The 16952-nt window shown below is 72.9% G+C and carries 9 protein-coding genes; 1 reads left to right on the top strand and 8 read right to left on the bottom strand.

Annotated elements, in window-relative coordinates:
- Window positions 1–6 precede the first annotated feature (6 nt).
- Both ccrA and ACWD0F_RS26175 read right to left on the bottom strand, forming a co-directional pair.
- Window positions 7–1305, bottom strand: a complete 1299-nt coding sequence (ccrA, locus tag ACWD0F_RS26180; protein ID WP_449879713.1) for a crotonyl-CoA carboxylase/reductase — start codon at window positions 1303–1305, stop codon at window positions 7–9.
- Window positions 1302–6713 (bottom strand): beta-ketoacyl synthase N-terminal-like domain-containing protein, encoded by a 5412-nt coding sequence (locus tag ACWD0F_RS26175; protein WP_449879711.1) that lies wholly within the window; start codon window positions 6711–6713, stop codon window positions 1302–1304. The genes ccrA and ACWD0F_RS26175 overlap by 4 nt, the downstream gene beginning before the upstream one ends.
- 228 nt (window positions 6714–6941) lie before the next feature.
- Here ACWD0F_RS26175 and ACWD0F_RS26170 point away from each other — a divergent pair, with 228 nt between their 5' ends.
- Complete coding sequence (locus ACWD0F_RS26170; RefSeq protein WP_449879709.1) at window positions 6942–8042, top strand: alpha/beta hydrolase; 1101 nt, start codon at window positions 6942–6944, stop codon at window positions 8040–8042.
- A gap of 241 nt (window positions 8043–8283) precedes the next feature.
- On the opposite strand, the gene ACWD0F_RS26165 is transcribed toward ACWD0F_RS26170, so the two are convergent.
- The 6 genes from ACWD0F_RS26165 to ACWD0F_RS26140 all read right to left on the bottom strand — a co-directional run bounded on the left by ACWD0F_RS26165 (window position 8284) and on the right by ACWD0F_RS26140 (window position 16810).
- On the bottom strand, window positions 8284–8616 hold the full coding sequence (locus tag ACWD0F_RS26165) for a hypothetical protein (RefSeq protein ID WP_449879707.1): 333 nt from the start codon (window positions 8614–8616) through the stop codon (window positions 8284–8286).
- Between the two features lie 217 nt (window positions 8617–8833).
- The gene (locus ACWD0F_RS26160) at window positions 8834–10138 is read right to left on the bottom strand and encodes a hypothetical protein (RefSeq protein ID WP_449879705.1); all 1305 of its coding nucleotides are present in this window, start codon (window positions 10136–10138) and stop codon (window positions 8834–8836) included.
- Between the two features lie 55 nt (window positions 10139–10193).
- On the bottom strand, window positions 10194–11429 hold the full coding sequence (locus tag ACWD0F_RS26155; RefSeq protein ID WP_449879703.1) for a glycosyltransferase: 1236 nt from the start codon (window positions 11427–11429) through the stop codon (window positions 10194–10196).
- Window positions 11426–12766, bottom strand: coding sequence for an MFS transporter (locus tag ACWD0F_RS26150; protein WP_449879701.1), 1341 nt, complete (start codon window positions 12764–12766; stop codon window positions 11426–11428). The genes ACWD0F_RS26155 and ACWD0F_RS26150 overlap by 4 nt, the downstream gene beginning before the upstream one ends.
- Entirely contained in the window at window positions 12763–15153 is a 2391-nt protein-coding gene (locus ACWD0F_RS26145) for an MMPL family transporter (RefSeq protein ID WP_449879699.1), read from the bottom strand. Before ACWD0F_RS26145 ends, ACWD0F_RS26150 begins: the two co-directional genes overlap by 4 nt.
- Window positions 15146–16810 (bottom strand): fatty acyl-AMP ligase, encoded by a 1665-nt coding sequence (locus ACWD0F_RS26140; protein WP_449879698.1) that lies wholly within the window; start codon window positions 16808–16810, stop codon window positions 15146–15148. The genes ACWD0F_RS26145 and ACWD0F_RS26140 overlap by 8 nt, the downstream gene beginning before the upstream one ends.
- Window positions 16811–16952: the final 142 nt, after the last annotated feature.

Genomic DNA, 16952 nt, shown 5'->3' with positions numbered 1-16952 from the left:
CTGACCTCACCCCGCGCGGAACAGTCGCAGGCGGTCCTCGCCGATGCGTTCGCGCAGCTCGGGGTCCTCGACGCCCAGGTCCTCGGCGGGCGCGAGGGCGAGCACGCCGACCTTGCCCACGTGCTGGTTGAGCTGGACGCCCCGCGCCGCCTCGGCCACCTCGGTCAGCGGGTACACGGCCGAGAGTGTGGGGTGGACCATGCCGAGCGAGATGAGCCGGTTGACCTCGTGGCATTCCTGGTAGTTCGCGCCGTGGGAGCCGATGATGCGCTTGAGCTTCATCCACAGGTGCCGGTTGTCGTAGGCGTGGTCGTACCCGCTGGAGGATCCGCACGTCACCACCGAGCCGCCGCGCCTGGCGACGTACACCGAGGCGCCGAACGTCTCCCTGCCCGTGTGCTCGAACACGATGGCCGGGTCCTCCCCCACCTGCCGTCTGACCTCGGCGCCGAGCCGCCGCCACGCCTTCTCGTCGGCCAGGTCGTCGAACTGCGACCGGTTCACGACGTGCGCGCAGCCCATCCGGCGTAACAACTCGGCCTTCTCCGGCGAGCTGACGACGCCGACGGGGATGCCGCCGCCGTTCTTGACGAGCTGCACGCCGTACCCGCCGAGGCCGCCCGTCGCGCCCCACAACAACACCACGTCGCCCTGCTTCATGCGCGCGCCGCGCTCGCCGACCAGCATCCGGTACGCCGTCGACGCGCACAACATGTTGCACGCCGCCTCCTCCCAGCTCAGATGCCGGGGTTTGGCGAGCAACTGGGTGGCCTTGACCACGGCGAAGTCGGCGAGCCCGCCGAAGTTCGTCTCGAAGCCCCAGGCGCGCAGGTCGGCGGCCAGCATGCCGTCGTGCTGGATCACCGGATCCTCGCCGTCGACGTAGGCGGGGCTGGTGACCACCCGGTCGCCGACCCGCCAGCGGCGCACCGCCCGGCCGGTCCTGACGATCACGCCGGCGGCGTCGGAGCCGAGCACGTGGGTCGGCAGGTCCTGCCTGCGGTCGCTGCGCCCGAACCGCTCCAGGAACGCGAACGTCGGGATCGGCTCGAACATCGCCGACCACACCGTGTTGAAGTTGATCGCGCTGGCCATCACCGCGATGAGAACCTCGTCCTGGGCCAGCTCCGGCATCGGCACCTCGCCGACGTGCAGCGTCCTGCGCACGTCCTTGTCGGGGTCGTTCTGGGCGAACGTCCCGACCTCCTCCTTGCGCAGGTGCGCGGCCCGGTAGGCCGAGGGCACCTCCAGGCGCTCCAGCTCGGCGGGCTCCGCGCCGGCCACCACGGCCTGTGCCAATGTCATAGCAGTCCCTCTAGGTGCTCGGCGATGACCTCGACGTGCGGGGGGTCGAGCAGGTTGAGGTGGTGCGATCCGGGGATCTCGACGATCTCCAGGTGCTCGGCGTACGGCCCGAAGCCCCTGGCCGGGTCGTCGTCGTGGGCGTAGCGGGGATCCTCGACGGCCCAGGGGGCCGGGGCGGTGGAGCGGTAGAGGACGACCCTGCCCTGGTACGGGGTGCCGGGGCGGTAGCCCTCGATGGCCATGGTGTCCTCGTGGGAGGTGATCTGGTGGCGGAGCACGGCGGGGCTCAACCTGGTCAGGACGCCTGATTCGGCCATCCTGGCCTTGGTGAGGTCAAGCTGGTCCTGCTCGCCGAGTGCCAGCAACTCGGCCAGGCCGAGGTGGAGGTCCGTGCCGTAGGTCTCGCCCACGTATCGCGAAAAATCGACATATCTCCGGGCATGGATTTCGCGTCTCTCCGCCTCGTCCACCTCCTCGGGCAGGCCCGAGTCGATCATCGCCACCAGCTCGACGTCGCCGCCCAGCCGGCGCGCGATCTCGAACGCCAGGATCCCGCCGAACGACCACCCGCCCAGCCGGTACGGCCCCGCGCCGGTTTCCCTGATCGCCTGGGCGTAGCGGGCGGCGCGTTCGGGGATGCCCGGGGCGTCGTCCAGGCGTTCCAGACCCAGGACGGGCACGGGGAGGCGGGCCGCCAGCAGGGCGTAGACGCCTGTGGTGCCGCCGGCCGGGTGGGCCAGGAAGAGGGGCGGGCCGGTGCGGCCGGCGTTCAGGGGGCGGACGATCCCGTGCTGGGCCTCCGCCTCGTCCACCCGCCTGATGGCGTCGGCCAGATCGGCCACGGTCACCACGGGCCCGGGGGCCGGGAGCGGGCCGCCGACCTCGTGCGCGAGCAGGCCGAAGGCCGTGGCGAGCACGCCGGGGGCGATGGGCTCGGCGACGGACGGCGCACGGCCGAGCAGCCCGCCCAGCACCCGCACCACCTGCCGCTCCGCCGCGTCCCTCGGCTCGATCGGCTGGAGGTCGGACAGGCCCAAGGAGCCGGCCACCGTGTGGGTCAGCGCGCCCAGCGTGCCGCCTCTGAGGAGTGGCGCGGTGGGGACCATGATGCCGAAGTCATGCTCGATCGTTCCCCGGAGCCGGGTCGCCGCCAGGGAGTCCAGCCCGAGGTCGGTCAGCACGCTGCCGTCGTCCAGCCGATCCGGCTCGATGCCGAGCACGGCGGCGGCTCGTTCCCTGATCTTCCGGTTGACGGCGGCCGGCGTCAGGTCGCCTAGGTCACGGACGGTCCCCGGGGCGGCCTCGACATTGCGTGCCGTGCCTGCCAAGTCGGCCGCGCCCGCTGGGCCTGCGATTTCCGAGAAATACGGGATGCGAGCTATGGCCGGATATATCGTGACGGCTTGTGCCGGGTCCAGCTTGATCACGCCGGCCGACAGGTTCCGCCGGATCAGCGCCTCCAGGGCCTCGACGCCCTCCGCCTCGGTCAGCGGCTCCACGGCGGGCAGGGTCGCGGCCCCGTCCCATGGCCCCCACCCGATGCTGACTCCCGGCAGTCCTTCGGCCCTGCGCTGCTCGCACAGCGCGTCCAACCAGGCGTTGGCGGCGGCGTAGGCGGCCTGGCCAGGGGAGCCGAGCAGCCCGGCGGCCGACGAGAACGCCACCCACCAGTCCAGGTCGACCTCCTTGGTGGCCTCGTGGAGGCGCAGGCCCCCGGTGACCTTGGCGGCCCAGACGCGTTCGAGACTCTCCGCGTCAAGGCCGGCGATCAGGCGGTCGTCCAGGACGCCGGCCGCGTGGATCACGCCGCGCAGCCGTACCCCTCCTGCGGTCGCCGCCGCCACCAGGCGCTCGGCCGTGCCGGGCGCCGCCAGGTCACCCGCGACCACCTGCGCGACCCCGTCGGCGGGGCGGGGCGAGCGGCCGTTGAGAATGACGCGGGTGGCGTCGTGGCCGGCCAGCCAGCGGGTGACGATCCGGCCGAGCCGGCCGTAGCCGCCGGTGACGATGTACGCGCCAGGCCCGCCGGCCGAGGCCGGAGCCGCCTGCGGGAGGGTCGTGCGGCGCAGGCGGGCCGCGTATCGGGATCCGCCTCGCCAGGCGACCTCGTCGTCCGGCTGGTCGCCGGACAGCTCGGCGGCCAGGTCCCGCAGGTCGTCGACGTCCACGAGCGTGGCGTGGGCCTCGGGGTGCTCCAGCGCGAGGACCCGTACCAGGCCCCGCAGCGCGGCCGGCCCCGGATCCGGCGCCTCTCCTTCGCGTACGGCCTGCGCCCTCTCGGTCGCGATCGTGACCCGGCACCCCTGCCGAACCAGGTCCGCCACCCGAAGCAGGACCTGCCGGGCCCCGGCGGGGTCGAGGCGGCGCGGCGGAAGAAGGACCACGGTGGCCCCCGGCCGCGCGCCACCCGACACGAGCGACCTTTCCGGGAGGAGTGCGGCGGCCGACGCGAGGGAGCTGCCGGGGAGGAGGGAAAGGAGGCGGGCCGCTCGCGCATCCCCCTCATCGGCCAGGATGAGCCATGCGCGGCGCGGGCCCGCCTCCCGTGGTGGGGCGGGAGTCCACGTTCGTACGACCAGTCTGTCGTCCAGGGCGGCCGAAAGCGATACCGGGGGCAGGCCGTGGGAGGCGGCCCAGTGCCGTACGTGCTGCCAGGGTGAGTGCGGGACGTCCACGACGCGGCCAGTGGTCCGGGGCACGACGGCGGTGGCGACGGTCGCCACCTGGGTGTGGAAGTCGCCCTCGACGACCGGGCCCGGCAGCGCGCCGGCCAGCAGCGCGCGCGGGCTCAGCTCCGTGAAGAGGGTGCGGCCGTCCTCGACCGCCGCCTGCACGGCCTGCATGAACCGTACGGGACGGCGCACCCCGGCGGCCCAGTACGCGGCCTCGAACGTCGGCGTCTCCCGAGGATCATCGAAAACCGGTGAATAGTACGGAATGGCAGGCTTACCGGCGACGATCCCCGCCAGCTCCTCCCTGATCACCGGCAACAACGGCCTGACCTGCGGCGAATGCCCCGCCCCCTCAGCCGTCAGCGTCCTCGCGAACACCCCCTTGCCCGCCAGCTCGGCCGCGAACGCCGCCACCCGCTCGGGCGGCCCCGTGACCACGGTCTGCCCCGGCGCGGTGTAGACGGCGACGTGCAGATCGTCCGGCACCTCCTCGGCCCCGGCCGCCACCACCGCCATCGCCCCGCCACCGCACAAGCCGCCCAGAAGGCGCGCCCGCACGCAGATGACCTTGACCGCGTCCGGCAGCGAGATCCCGCCCGCCACCACGGCGGCGGCGACCTCCCCCATGGAGTGGCCGATCACGGCAGCCGGCTCGAACCCGTAGGCCCGCCACGACGCGGCCAGCGCGTACTGGACGGCGAAGATGATCGGCTGAATCGTGGCGACCCCCGTGGGCGCCGGATCGTGCACGTCGATGCCCGCTTCGGCTTTCAGCAGCGGGGCCAGGGCGTCGATCGCCTGTTTGAAGGCGGGTTCGGTGTCGTAGAGGGCCAGGGAGGGCGGCTGCGGGCGGTAACCGCCGAAGACCCAGACGGGGCCGTCCGCCGCTGTCACCGGGACGGGTTCGATGGTTCGCAACCGCTCCGCCAGCTCCGCGATGTCTCCGGCGACCACCGCGGCGGCCACCCGGCCGCGCGGCGCCCGCCTGGCCAGGGTGTGGGCCAGATCGGCGGAGGGAGCCAGGCCGGTCAGCGACCGCGCGTACCGCCTGACCCGCTCCGGCGTGATGTCGGTGAGCACGATCACCTGCTTGGCCCGGCCGCCACCGGAAACCGAAACCAGACCGGGGCGGCTCCCCAGGATCGAGCGCACGTCCGACGCTGGGCGGAGGTCCGGGGCTGGGGGTGCGTCCAGGGCGACGTGGGCGTTCGTGCCGCCGAAGCCGAACGCCGACACCCCCGCCCGCCGCGCCGCCCCCCTGGGCCACGGGGTGGGCGCGGTGACCACCTGGAGGGTGTCCCACGGGATGTGCGGGTTGGGCCGGCGGAAGTGCAGGCTCGGCGGGATCACGCCGTGGTGCAGCGCGAGGACCGTCTTGATGAGGCCGGCCACCCCGGCGGCGGCCTCCAGGTGCCCCAGGTTCGTCTTGGCCGAGCCCAGCAACACCGGCGTCGGCACCGCGGCGGCGATCGCGCGGGCCTCGATCGGATCGCCGAGGTACGTGCCGGTGCCGTGGGCCTCGATGTAGTCCGGGCCGCGCCCCAGCCCGTCGTACACCTGCCGCAGCAACGACTCCTGCGCCTCCGGATTGGGCGCGACCAGGCCGTTGGAGCGGCCGTCCTGGTTCACGGCGGTGGCGCTGATCACCGCCAGCACCCGGTCCCCGTCCCGCAGCGCGTCGGGCAGCCGCTTGAGGACCACCACGCCGCAACCCTCGGCCCGCACCATCCCGTCGGCCGAGGCGTCGAACGCCTTGCACCGTCCGTCGGCCGCCGTTCCGCCGCCACGGTCGAAGGCCACGGTGACGAGGGGGGAGAGCAGGAGGTTCACGCCGGCGGCCAGCGCCAGGTCGCACTCGCCCGTGCGCAGGCTGGAGACGGCGAGGTGGGTGGCGACCAGCGAGGAGGAGCAGGCGGTGTCCACGGCCATGGAGGGGCCGCGCAGGTCGAGGAGGTAGGACAGGCGGTTCGCGGCGATGCTGGGTGCGGCGCCCGTGGCCGTCCAGGCGTCGACGGTGGCCAGGTTCCGGCCGGTCAGGTGGGCGTACTCGGTGCCGGAGACGCCGGCGAACACTCCGGTGCGGGTGCCGGCCAGCGAGCGCGGCGCGATGCCGCCGTGTTCGAGCGCCTCCCAGGCGGTCTCCAGGAGCAGCCGGTGTTGCGGGTCCATGGCCGCCGCCTCGCCGGGCGCGATGCCGAAGAACTCCGCGTCGAACCCGGCCACGTCGTCCAGGAATCCCCCGTGCCGGGTCGTGCCGGCCGGCACCGTGTCGCCGTAGAAGGCCTCCCACCGCCCGGCGGGCACCTCGCCGACCGCGTCCACGCCGTCGATCAGCATCTTCCAGTACGCCGACGCCCCGTGCGCGCCGGGAAACCGGCAGCCGATCCCGACCACGGCCACCGGCTCGCCGGGGGCGGGCAGCGTCCGTGCCGGACGATCGGACGCCGTGAACGCGCGGACCGGACGATCCGGCGAATCGGCACCGGGCAGCGTGCGTGCCGGACGTTCCGGCGAGTCGGGCGTCGTCAGCGCGCGGGCCAGGCGGTTGATCGTCGGGTGTTCCCAGACGATCGTCGGGCTCACGTCCCGGCCCAGCAGCTCGGCCAGCTCGCCCGCCAGCGCCGCCGCCTCGCGCGACGAGAGGCCGTGCTCCTCCAGCGGCCGATCCGGATCGGCCTGCTCGCCGATCCGGGCGAGGAGGAAGCCGCGGAGCTCGCTTTCGCCGGGTACGTCCATGGAACACTCCCATGCTGCCGGGGTGATCGGCCAACATACCCACCGGCGAAGGAGGCGTTGCAGGCCCGGACGGAACATTCTTCGAGTGCGAATTGTCACGGGAGTGACAACCACCGTGATTTATCCGGCCGCGCGCAAGGAACCGCGCGCTTTCGTTGCCTGCGGTCATAGCCGGACCGCCGCCGTACCGCCTACCCTCGCCTGCACCCACCGGCGAAGGGCCCTCTCATGCGACGCCTGCTGGCACTGGCGAGCACGCTGCTCCTCCTCGGCGCGAACGCCGCTCCGGCCCGCGCCGCCGATCCCGACTGGTCGTTCCTTCCCGACGACGCGCCGACGCGGCCACCCGCCCAGTCGTCCGCGCAGTCGTCCGCGCAGTCGTCCACGCAGTCGTCCACGCAGCCGCCCGCGCGGGACACCGGCTACGCCCCGGGACAGCGGGCGCTGCCCGGCACCGCCCGCGTCGTGCGCGAGCGCCGCCTGAGCCCGCGCATGCTGGACATCCTCATCTCCTCACCGTCCATCGGCAAGATGACGCCCGTCCGCCTGCTCCTCCCCCAGGGCTGGTCGAAAGGCGCGAAGCGGACGTGGCCGGTGCTCTACCTGCTGCACGGTGGCGCCGACGACTACACCTCGTGGACCCGGATGACCGACATCGCGGACTTCACCCAAGATCTGGACGCCATCGTCGTCATGCCGGAGGCGGGCCGCGCGGGCAACTACTCGGACTGGTACAACGCCGGCCGGGGCGGCCCACCGGCGTGGGCCACATTCCACACCGACGAGGTGCGCCGCCTGCTGGAGCTCGGCTACCGTGCCGGCACCCGCCGGGCCATCGCGGGCCTGTCGATGGGCGCGTACGGCGCGATGAAGTACGCCGCCCGCTACCCGGGGATGTTCCGCTTCGCCGGCGCGTACAGCGGCATCCTGGCCACCGAGCTGCCCGGCATCCCGGGGATCATCATGGAGGCCCAGTCCAGCGAGAAGCAGGACCCCCTGGCCCTGTGGGGCCATCCGAAGCGGAACAAGCGGGTGTGGGCCGCCAACGACCCCCTGGTCCTGGCCCCGAACCTCAAGGGCGTCAGCCTCTACATCTCCAGCGGCACCAGCAGCTTCAACGGCCCGCTGGACCCGCCCGGCTCCCCCTGGCATCCGGCCCACCTGGGCGAGCCGCTGTCCGCCTACACCGCCAAGGCCCTGAGCAAGCGGCTCAGGCAGCTCGGCATCCGGCACACACTGCACCTGTACGGGAACGGCACGCACACCTGGCCGTACTGGATCCGCGAGTTCAAGAGCTCCTACCCCATGATCCAGAAAGCTCTGGGGTGACAGAGGCAGGAGTGCAACCTCCGAGGTCACGGTCGTCGTCGGTGGCAAGGAAGGCAACCACTTCTACGCGGTCGACGTCACCACCGGGCGGGCGCGGCTCTTGGCCGACTACTCCGCCGCACCCAGGCATGGCGTGACTCTTCCCGGGGTCAGCTACAACTGGTGAGCGCCGGAACATAGCCGGCCAGGGCGCGCGCCGTACGGCGGGGGCCGGCGAGCACGCCCTGGCCGGCGTCATGCGTTACGGAACGTCGAACGTCTTGCGGTTCGTCGCCCCGATGACCTCGATCCCCTTGGTGCCGAGAATGCCGTCGAGCGGTATCGACACGGTGTAGGGCGCCGTGGCCGGCAGCCCGATGCCGGGCAGCGAGCCGATGACTTCGATGCCCCAGTATTCGGGCTGCTTGATGTAGACCAGCGGCGACAGCGAGACCGACATGTTGAGGTAGGGCTTGGTGCCGCTCACGACCAGGATGAACGTCTTGGGCACGATGCCCGGCCGGATCGTCACGTCCTCGAAGTCGATGAGACGGACGGACTGCGGCGGTGGCAGCTTGGTGAAGTCTTCCGCCATGGTGGATCCCCCTTCGTGAAATGGATGAACCCCTCACCCGTCACGACAATGCAAGAGGATTGCCGTGGCACCTCCCCGGTGCCAAAAAAAGCTCTCATGTCCGACTGCGGCGGGGCAACGGGCGGCCCAGCAGGGGGACAGGACCCTATCGGCGAGGTGACCAGGGCAGACCGATCACCATCGGCGCGCCGCGACAGGGCGCGCCGATCGCTCCGCGTCAGGCGGCGTGCAGGTACACCTGGCCGAAGACCTCCGACAGGTTCTTCAGGTCCGTGGCGACGTCGACCTCGGGGTCGGACGGGTCGTAGATGGTGGCCAGGCGGGCGCGGACGGTGCTGAGCTTCTTGAGCTGGTCCCAGGTGACGTTGGCGGCCCACTTCTCGCCGTACACCCGGCTGACCTGGCCCTGGTCGTTCTTCCAGCGGCTCCACAGGGTGACCGTCTCGGCGGCGTCGTCCTGGAGCGGAGCCGCGACGCGCTCGGTGATGGCCTTGACGGCCTGCTCCTCGGTGAGCCGGGCGGTTCCGGTGGCGGCGAAGGAGGCGTCCTCGGCGGCGATCTGGCCGTAGGCGTCCCAGGCGCGGGCGCGGACCTGGATCCACTGGTTGCGCTGGGCCTCGGCGGCGTCGATCTTCCAGGTGGCGTACTCGGTGGCCAGGCGGCCGCTGTCGAGGGAGAGCTGGTCGATCTGGCCCTTGGCCAGCCAGGCGCCGACGCGCTCGGGGTCGAGCAGCGGGTACTTCTTCGTCATCTCGGCCTTGCAGGCGTCGTTCGCGCCGCAGCCGAGCAGCGGCACCACCGTGTGCGCGGCCAGCTTCTTGCCCGGCACCAGGGCGCGCAGCGCGGCCGTGGCCTCGGTCACGAAGGCGTCGATCTCGTCCGCCGTGGCGAACGTCCGGGTGAAGCCGAGCTGCGAGGTGAACCTGATCCCCACGACACCGGGCTGCGCGGCGGCCAGCGCGGCGACCTTCTTGGCGGCCTCGGCGAGCTTGCCCGCCTTGTAGTCGTCGGCCAGCTCCGTCTCGATCCAGATCCGCATCTTCGCCGGCGACTCGGCGACGGTCTTGGCGGCCTGCCCGGCGGGCGTCTCGCTGGCGGAGGCCTTCTCGGCGGCGCTGATCCCGTTGGGATCGGTGTAGCACTCCTGACCGCTCTGGCATTCAGGCGTGCCGCCGTCCTCGGCGCCCTCGACGTCCGGGTCGCCGATCTCGTGCAGCTCACCGTCGCCCTCGGAGTCGGAGTCGGTCGGGCACTGCGCGCCCGCTTCCGAGCAGTCGATGGTGATCGGGTCCAGCGGGCCGGCCTCGATCATGTGCTCGCCGTCGTTGTCGAGCCAGAACTTCGCGATCTCCGCGGCCTCCTCGGGGGTGGCCATCCAGCGGCAGACCACGTACGCCGGGGTGTCGCCGGCCATGAGGTCGTTGCAGCTTCTGGGGTCGTCCTCCGACCAGGCCGGAAGCCCGATGCCCAGAACGGAGAGCGCTAGTCCGATGACGAAGAGCCGCCGCAGCCGCAGTCGCATGGCACCTGAACTTCCCAAGGGGTGATCGCTGGCATATCAGACCATATCCGGACGATCAACAACGTTCAATGACATCCACCGCTCTCTTCACGCCATCCTCAACGCGAAGTAGCGCCCCCAGTTGCGCCGCTTTTGCCCGATATTCCGGTACAGCGAGCAGTCGCGCGGCCAGCTCGTCCCTGGTGAGCCTGCCGATCGGCAGCGGCGCGGGCCCCGCACCGAGCGCGGCCACCCGGCGGCCCCAGAACGGCTGATCCGAGAAGAACGGGCACACCACGTTGGGCACCCCCGCCGCGAGCCCGGTCCCGGTGGTCCCAGCGCCGCCATGGTGGACGACCGCCGCCATGCGCGGGAACAGCAGATCGTGCGCCACCTCCCCCACCGGCCACAGGTCGTCGGCCGCCGCCACGGGCAGGCCCTGCACCACGCCCCGCAGCCGGGCCAGCCGCAGCCCGGCGACCACCTCCTCGGCGACCCGCTCAGGCGCGCCGGGCACCATGCTCCCGAACCCGACGAACACGGGCGCCGTCCCGGCCGCCAGAAAATCCCGCAGCCCGCTGTTCGCGCCGAACCCGCCGAGCCCGTCGTCCGCCTGAGCGGCTCCCGCCAGGTGCCAGAAGCCGGTGAGCCGCACGTGCTCCGGCCAGTCCCGCGGCCTGGGCACCACCAGCGGGCTGACACCGCACAACACCGGCACCCGCGCCCGCCGATCGGCCGCGAACGGGCTGCCGCGCACCGGCCCCAGCCCCAGCACGCTCGACCGCAACCGGTTCACCATCCGCCCGAGCACCAGCCAGCCGAGCCGCTCCACCAGGGCGTAACTGGCCCGGTTCGCGAGCGGGCCCAGCGTCCGCAACGGCACGAGCGGGTTGGGGAACTCGCGCGTCGGCTCGCTGGGCTGGAAGTGCAGGATCCGGTACGGGATGCCGTACCGGTCGTGGAGATGCCGGCCGAACGAGCCCAGCGCGGGAGCGAGGACCAGGTCCGCGCCGGCGCAGGCGGTGTCCACCTCGGCGACCAGCTTGGCGGCCAGCGGCTCGACCACGGTCCTGAACCCCCGGACGAACCCCGCAGGCCCGCTGCCCAGCCAAGCCTGCCCCTCCTCGCTCGCCACGATCGCCACCGGATCCACGCTCAGCGGCGCGGCCCGCACCCCTGGCCCCGCCAGCCAGGCGTAACGCCCGGCCGCGACCAGCGTGACGTCGTGCCCGCGCCGGGCCAGCTCCAGCGCGAGCGCCGCGCACGGCTGCGTGTCCCCCCGCGACCCGAACCCCAGCACCGCCACCTTCACGGCAGCGTCACCAGGCTGACCAGGGCTCCGACGAGGACCAGCCCCGCCGCCACCAGCAGCCCGGTCGCGTACCCCGTCGAAAAACCCCCAGCGCCGTGCACGATCCCCCCAATCACCCCAATCCCAAAAAGTCCTGAAATTTCGCGGCTCACTGAGAAGATGCCGCCGGCCACCCCGGCCCGCTCGGCCGGCACCGCCCCCAGCACCGCCGACCCCAACGGCATCGTCAGCGCGGACCCCACCCCGATGGCGCACACCGCGGGCAACAACCGCCCCCACCCGTCCCCCGGCCCCAGCGTCGCCGCGACCGCCATGCCGCCCGCCACGAGCACGAGCCCCGCCGCCACCGTGCGCCCGGCCCCCAGCCGCCGCTCCACCACCGGCGCCAGCGGCGTGACCAGCACCACCAGCAACGCCAGCGGCACGAACGCCAGCCCGGACTCCGTCGGCGTGAACGCGAGCACCCCTTGCAGGAACAACGCCGTGTAGAAGAACACCCCGTTGACGCCCAGCCCCCAGAGCACCTGGGCCACCACCCCGCCCGTGAAGCTCCTGACCGAGAACAACCGCAGCTCCACCATGGGATCCGCCGCCCGCCGCTCGACCACCGCGAACGCCGCCCCGGCCACCGCGCACCCCACCAGCGCAGCCACGACCGGACGCCCCCACCCGTGCTCGCCACCGTGGATGAGCGCGAACGTCCCGGCCGCCAGGAACACCACGGACGCCACCACGCCGGGCACGTCCAGGCTCCGCGGCAGCCGCCGGGCGCCGGGCACGGCCACCAGCGCCAGCCACGCCGCGACCACGCCCATCGGCACGTTGATCAGGAACACCCAGCTCCAGTGCGCGTGCTGGCTGAGATAGCCGCCCACCACCGGCCCGAGCGCCAGCGCGCCCGCCCCGGACGCCATCCACACGGCCACCCCCATGGACCGCTGCCGCTCCTCCCGCCCGGCGAGCACGGCCAGCGTCGCGGGCAGGATCATCGCCGCCCCGACGCCCTGCGCCAGCCGCGCCGCGACCAGGAGCGGCAGCGAGCCGGCCAGGCCCGCGCCGAGCGAGGCCGCGGTGAACACGCCGAGCCCGGCCAGCAGCGGCCGCCGGTGCCCGAACACGTCGGCCAGCCGTCCACCGGCCGGCATGAGACCGGCGAAGGTGAGGATGTAGCCGATGGCCACCCACTCCAGCGCGGCCAGGCTCGCGCCGAGGTCCCGCTGGATGCTCGGCAGCGCGACCGTGACGACCGTGTTGTCCAGCGTGGTCACGAACCCGGCCAGACCCACGACCAGGAACAGCAGCCCGGGCCCCCGCACGCGCGTGACGGTGCGGCTCACTCGTCCACCTCCGCCCAGGTCCAGCCGCCGCCGGGGCCGGCCCGCACCACCCGGGTACGCCCCTCGGTCACGCGCACCCATCCCGGCCGGCCCGGCTCCGGGGCCGTGAGCGGCACGGGATCGGTGTCCGCCCCGAAGACGGCCGGCCGCCCGCCCCGGGTCACCGGCCGGTAGGGCTCGATCGCCGCAGGAAGGACCTCCACCGGCTGTTCGCGCAGCTCGACGCGCCGGTGGAAGCGCCGCAACACCGGCGGCAGCCACCAGTTGGCGCCGCCCATGAGCCGCATGGTGGCCGGCACCAGCAGCGCCCGCACGAGCGTGACGTCCACCAGGATCGCCACGAACATCCCTACGCCGAGCAGCTTCACGATGGTGATCCCGGCCGTGGAGAAGGCCCCGATGACCACCAGCAGCAACAACGCCGCGCTGGTGATGACCCCGCCCGTCCGCTGCAGCCCGGCCGCCACGGCCGCCGTGTTGTCCCCGGTGCGCAACCACTCCGCCCGCACCCGCGACAACAGGAACACCTCGTAGTCCATGGACAACCCGAACACCACGGCCAGGATCAGCACCGTCACGGTGGCCTCGACGGAGCCCGTGGAGGTGAAGCTCAGGACGGAGGCCAGATGGCCGTCCTGGAAGGCCCACACGATCACCCCGAAGGAGGCGCCGATCGACAGGACGTTCATCAGCAGCGCCTTGATCGGCAGCACCAGCGACCCGAAGGCGGCGAACAGCAGCGCCCCCGTGACCGAGCAGACCACCAGCGCCATCCACGGCAGGGTGGCGGCGAGGCTGTCCATCAGGTCCATCTGCGCGGCCGTCGAGCCGCCGACCACGACCCGCCGCGTGTTCGGTTCGAGGGCCATGGACCTGATCGTCGTGACCAGGCGCCTGGCCTCGGCCGCCATGGGGTCGCCGGCGTAGCGGACGGAGAGCCGCACCGCGCCGGCGTCCCGCGCGAGCCCGGCCACGTCGACGCCCGTGACGTTCGGCAACCTCCGCAGCCGGTCCCTCAGCGGCTCGACGTCGGACGGCGTCACGGGCGTGACGGCGCTGATCGGCGTGTGACCCTGCCCGAGCGGCCCGCGGGCGGCCGGCTCCTCGGTGAAGGAGCGCTCGACGAGGACGTGGACGTCGATCGGCGCCATGGAGTTCCGGGCGAAGTCGCGGTCGACGGTCTCGGCGACCCGGCGGCTCTCGGAGGCGGCGGGCAGGACCCGGTGGTCCACGTTCCCGAAGGACACGTGCAGGAACGGCACCGCCAGGGACGCCAGCACGGCGGTCACCGCGACCAGGTACAGCAGGGGCCGGCGCATCACGCTGGACGCGACGGCGTGCCAGAACCCGCCGTCGCGCCGCGCGCCGCCGAAGTCGGGGGTGAGGCGCAGCGCGTTCACGCGCGGCCCGAGGATGCCGAGCGCGGCGGGCAGCACGATCAGCGCCGCGCCCATCGCGACCACCACCACGGCCGCCGCGCCGAGCCCGATCGAGCGCAGGAACATCTGCGGGAACAACAACAACCCCAGCAGCGCCGTGGCCACGGTCAGCCCGGAGAAGGCCACGGTGCGGCCGGCCGTGGCCATGGTCCGCACGACGGCCTGCTCGTTCGACGCGCCGGCCCCGATCTCCTCCCTGAACGCCTTGAGCACGAAGAGCGAGTAGTCGATGGCCAGGCCCAGGCCGAGCATGGTGACGACGTTCAGGGAGAAGACGGAGACGTCGGTGACCTCGGTGAGCAGCCGCAGCAGCACCAGCGCGCCGAGCACCGCGGCCAGCCCCACGACCAGCGGCAACATCGCCGCCACCAGACTGCCGAAGACCACGACGAGCAGCACCAGCAACACCGGCAGGGAGATGGCCTCGGCCCTGGCCAGGTCGGCGGCGGTCTGGTCGTTCAGCTCCGCCAGCAGCGGCACGGGGCCGCCGACCCGCACCTCCAGGTTCCGCACGCTCCGCAGCCGGTCGGCGATCGCCGCGTACGCGCGCTGCTCATCGCCTTTGAGCGTGACCACCGCGTACGTCGCATGCCCGTCCTTCGACACCATCCGCTTCGACCCGGTCGTCCAGTACGTGACGGACTTGCGCACGTACGCCCCCGGCAGCCCGCGCAGCGAGTCGTGCACCACCTTCTTGTACCGGGGGTCACGCACCTTGACCGTGGGGTGCCGGTAGAGGACGACCACGTCGGGGGCGTCGGCGGCGTACCAGTCGCCGGCCCAGCGGGCGGCGGTCGTGGAGTCGGCGCGCGGGTCGTCGAAGCCGCCGTCCGCCATCCGCCCGAAGAGCTGCAGCCCGAGCGGCGCGACGAGGACGGCCGCCGCCAGGCTCAGCACCAGCAGCGTCCACCTGCCGCGATAGACCAGCCGCCCGGCCCGCTCAAACAAGGGCGCCCGCCAGGTAGGCCCGCAGGCACGCCCGCCGTGCGATCTTCCCGCTCGACGTCCTGGGCACGGTCCCGGCCGCGGACAGCACGAGGTCGTACACGGATAAGTCGTGATGTCTCCGGACGGCGGCCCGCACCGCCCCGATCACCTCCGCCGGGTCGGCGTCCGCGCCCTGCCGCGACCGCTCGGCCACCACCACCAGGCGCTCGGTCTCCTCCCCCGGCACCGCGAACGCGGCCACCCGGTTCCGGCGGACCGCGGGATGGGCCTCCTGCACGGTGACCTCGATGTCCTGCGGATAGTGGTTGCGCCCGTCCACGATGACCAGGTCCTTGATCCGCCCGGTGACGTACAGGTGGCCGTCGTGCCGCACGCCGAGATCGCCGGTCCGCAACCACGTCCCGTCGGTCCCGTCGAGCACCGCGCCGAACACCTCCGCGCCGCGCCCCCGGTCCCGCCAGTAGGCGCGGGCCACGTTCGGTCCGCGCACCCAGATCTCGCCGACCCGGCCGTCGGGGAGCTCGCCGGACCCGCCGACGATCCGCACCTCCTGCCCGTGCGGCCGCCCGCAGGAGACGAGCGTGCTGCACGCCCCCGCCACGTACGGCTCCGCCCGCCCCGCACGCAGGGCGTCCCTGGAGAAGTCCGTCACCACAGGCACCTCGCCCGGCCCCATCGCGGACACGAACACCGTCGCCTCCGCCAGCCCGTAGGCGGGCGTGTGCGCCTCCGGCCGCAGCCCGCACCCGGTGAAGGCGGTGTCGAAGGCGGCGATGGCGGCCGGCCGGACCGGCTCGGCGCCGTTCAGCATGACCCGCACGCCGGACAGGTCGAGCCCGGCCTTGTCGGCGGCGCTGACGCGGGCGGCGGTGTATTCGTAGGCGAAGTTCGGCCCGCCGGTGAACACGTCCTCGAACTCCGACAACAACCGCAACCACCGCACCGGGCTCATGACGAACGCCACCGGATCCATGAACACCGCCCGGTTCCCGCCCATGATCGGCATCGCGACCGTGGCGACGAGCCCCATGTCGTGGAAGAGCGGCAACCACAACGCCGCCACCGACGTCCTGGGCCGGGCCTGGAACAGCTCCCAGAGCTGGGTGGCGTTGGCGGTGAGGTTCCCGTGGGTGATCTCGACGCCGGCGGGGGCGCGGGTCGAGCCGGAGGTGTACTGCAGGTAGGCGAGGTCGTCCGGCGCGGGGTGCGCGGGCTCCCACTCGTCGGCGAGCAGGTCGGACACGCCGTCCACGGTGACGACGTGCCTGGGCGCCCGCGCCGTGTCCAGGAACCCCGCGACACCGGGCAGCGCGGCCGTGGTGGTCAGCACGAGGGCGGGGTCGGCGTCGGCGTAGGCCCCGGCCAGCCGTTCGGCGTGCCCGGGCAGCCCGGGGGCGAACAGCGGCACCGCGACGAGCCCGGCGTACATCGTGCCGAGCATCGCCACCACGTAGTCCAGCCCTTGGGGCGCCAGCACCGCCGCCCGGTCGCCGGGCCCGGCGAGTTCGCGCAGCCGTACGGCCAGGGCCCGGGCCTTGAGGTCGGTTTGCCGCCAGGTGAGCGTGCGCCGTGAGCCGCCCCCGAGATGGTCGACGAACGTGTACGCGGGCGCGTCCGGTGTTTCCCGCGCCCACCGGGCCACCTGAGCGATCAGCATGCCTGGTCCCCTCGCCGACAGCAGGGACCTAGCAAATTACGGGAGCGGGGGAACCGGATTCTTGCCAAACGCCTGCACATTCCGCGTTCGGACTTGTCCCGGAGTGACAAGAATATGGGGCGACACGGACAAAGAAGACCGG

This window comes from Nonomuraea sp. NPDC002799 (assembly GCF_053592075.1).
The sequence above is the reverse complement of the archived record's forward strand: the minus strand, read 5'-3'. Positions and strand labels throughout refer to the sequence as shown.

Excerpts from the sequence above, each read along its gene's own strand:
- ccrA (WP_449879713.1), bottom strand. The coding sequence starts at position 1,305 with ATGACATTGGCACAGGCCGTGGTGGCCGGCGCGGAGCCCGCCGAGCTG.
- ACWD0F_RS26175 (WP_449879711.1), bottom strand. The coding sequence starts at position 6,713 with ATGGACGTACCCGGCGAAAGCGAGCTCCGCGGCTTCCTCCTCGCCCGG.
- ACWD0F_RS26170 (WP_449879709.1), top strand. The coding sequence starts at position 6,942 with ATGCGACGCCTGCTGGCACTGGCGAGCACGCTGCTCCTCCTCGGCGCG.
- ACWD0F_RS26165 (WP_449879707.1), bottom strand. The coding sequence starts at position 8,616 with ATGGCGGAAGACTTCACCAAGCTGCCACCGCCGCAGTCCGTCCGTCTC.
- ACWD0F_RS26160 (WP_449879705.1), bottom strand. The coding sequence starts at position 10,138 with ATGCGACTGCGGCTGCGGCGGCTCTTCGTCATCGGACTAGCGCTCTCC.
- ACWD0F_RS26140 (WP_449879698.1), bottom strand. The coding sequence starts at position 16,810 with ATGCTGATCGCTCAGGTGGCCCGGTGGGCGCGGGAAACACCGGACGCG.